The sequence below is a fragment of the Asticcacaulis benevestitus DSM 16100 = ATCC BAA-896 genome, from assembly GCF_000376105.1.
GTDB classification, from domain to species: domain Bacteria; phylum Pseudomonadota; class Alphaproteobacteria; order Caulobacterales; family Caulobacteraceae; genus Asticcacaulis; species Asticcacaulis benevestitus.
This window is the reverse complement of record NZ_AQWM01000087.1, coordinates 1-1,879: the sequence shown is the minus strand read 5'-3', so window position 1 is coordinate 1,879 and position 1,879 is coordinate 1. Positions and strand designations below refer to the sequence as shown.

Sequence of the window (1,879 nt, the reverse complement as noted above, 5' to 3'; positions counted from 1 at the left end):
GCACGCGGCCTCCTTAATCTCAATCAAGGGGATCTGGCCGACTTAAGTAAGGTAAGCCTTAGGACGGTTGTGAACTTTGAGGGCGAAACGAGAGGGGCCATTCCGGCAACACTTGAGGCGCTACGTCGCTCGCTTGAAGCTGCGGGTGCCGAGTTCATTCCAGAGAACGGTGGTGGGGCCGGGGTGCGGTTACGCAAATCCAAAGAGAATTAATCCAATGAGCCCAGAACAAATAATCGTATTGCATCGAACTGCATTGTGGCTCGGGACCGGGGCTTCGATAGTTTCCGGCATCCTTTGGTGGATTTCAGCAACGGTTGCGGTCAAGATTTCCCAGGAAGAGTTTGATCGCGGTGGTTTTACCATGTTCGACGAAATTCGCGGCGAGCGGATTGATTTCATAAAAACCGTCCAACGCCAAAGCTTTTGGAATAAATATGCTGCAGGTGCAAGTGCGGCGGCGGCGGCGCTGCTTGCATTAGCGACAGCTTCGTCATGAAAATTCGAGGTAAAACAGCCTTCAGGCGACCTCATTTTAAATGCAATTGCGAGAATGGTCGTTGACCTCATCCCATGGGTGGCCAGACTGTCGCCACTCAAATTGGCATACCAGCAAAGCAGATCGTTGACAAATAGGCTCTCCCCATTGCTTGCAATTTCTGCGAGCAATGCGATAACGAAATAGCCTGAAAGCCTTGACAGCCGATGGGAGCGCTTAAGCGTTTACACATAGGAGAATTTCCTAAATGGGTTGGTTCTGCCTATACAACACGGCCTTTCTCCGGGAACGGGAGAGGCGTGTAAACTCCTAAGTGGCGCGTGTTCAACCGGCCGGCACCAGCCGTGCGCGATACATAGGGGGACGTTTTGAGCGGCTATTTAACTTTTGGAACCGCCATGCGGGTGCCGGTCGGCGCCGTGGTGCTGGGCTTTGGTTGGTGGTTTTTATTGTCTGAGTGGGGCTGGATGTGGGGAATAACTCTTGGCTGGATTCCATCCATCATGTTGGCGCTGCTGACTGGCTGGCTAACCAAATGGCTTTGGCCTATATGGGCGGTCGTGGCATTTTTCGGAACAATCTCTATCGGATCGTACTTAGTACATCCTGACCCAAGTTCGTCCATCCCTGTGCCACCAGTCCCGTCTGGGAACAAAATAGTTCACGTCGATATCAGGAAGTGGTCGTTGATGGCGCTGGCCGTGATGCTGCCCCTATATGCTCTGGTGGCCTATTTGGAAAATTTCGAAGTTCTATTTTGGGAGTTCGATGGCCAGAAAATCAGGTGGAAACCTTCCGTTTCAAAAAAAAAGAAAACAGCAAATTAGTTTCCTGCCCATGCCAGCTACCTCCACCCTAGCTACGTAAATAGGTCCTGTTATTTATGCCGCCCGTAGCGGTTTGACGTTCTGACGTTCTTATAATGCCCACCCTTATGCGATGAGCCTCTATACGATCCCGAATAGTGCCCGCCGTGACTAGATGTATGGTGACCGCCGCCATAGTACGGACGGCTTGAGTAGCGCGAACCTGCAATAGCTGCCGGCGCCAGGCTCGCAATTATTAGTCCGACCAAGCACGCAACTTTGAATTTAGACACACAGCCCTCCCAAGCTTATTTCACGCTGAGATTGCGACCGATGTCGGGCAGAGTCAATACGGCTCGACCCGCGTCCCAACGACGGAAGAACTACGAAAGAGTGGCGCATGCTGTGAACAAAGGCTGTAAAACGCCAAGACTACGCCGATGTAAGTTCAGATCGTGGCTCTGGTGAAATAGCCCCATATTGACCGGACAGGATCTCCCACTTAAATAAGAGGTAGGAGCAATGTCGTCATTATGACCAGCCACAATCCAAAGATAGAAATTCTGGGACAGGA

At 51.5% G+C, this 1,879-nt stretch carries 3 protein-coding genes; all 3 read left to right on the top strand.

Translation table 11 applies throughout. From position 1 onward, the window contains the following. On the top strand, positions 1-213 hold a 213-nt coding region (locus B060_RS27905), incomplete at its 5' end, for a helix-turn-helix domain-containing protein (RefSeq protein ID WP_018084220.1). A 4-nt stretch (positions 214-217) separates the two neighbouring features. Further along, positions 218-499, top strand: coding sequence for a hypothetical protein (locus B060_RS27540; protein WP_155847999.1), 282 nt, complete (start codon positions 218-220; stop codon positions 497-499). 368 nt (positions 500-867) lie between these two features. After that, positions 868-1,326: a hypothetical protein gene (locus tag B060_RS0123450; RefSeq protein WP_155847998.1), complete on the top strand. Its 459-nt coding sequence runs from the start codon at positions 868-870 to the stop codon at positions 1,324-1,326. The last annotated feature ends 553 nt before the right edge of the window (positions 1,327-1,879 follow it).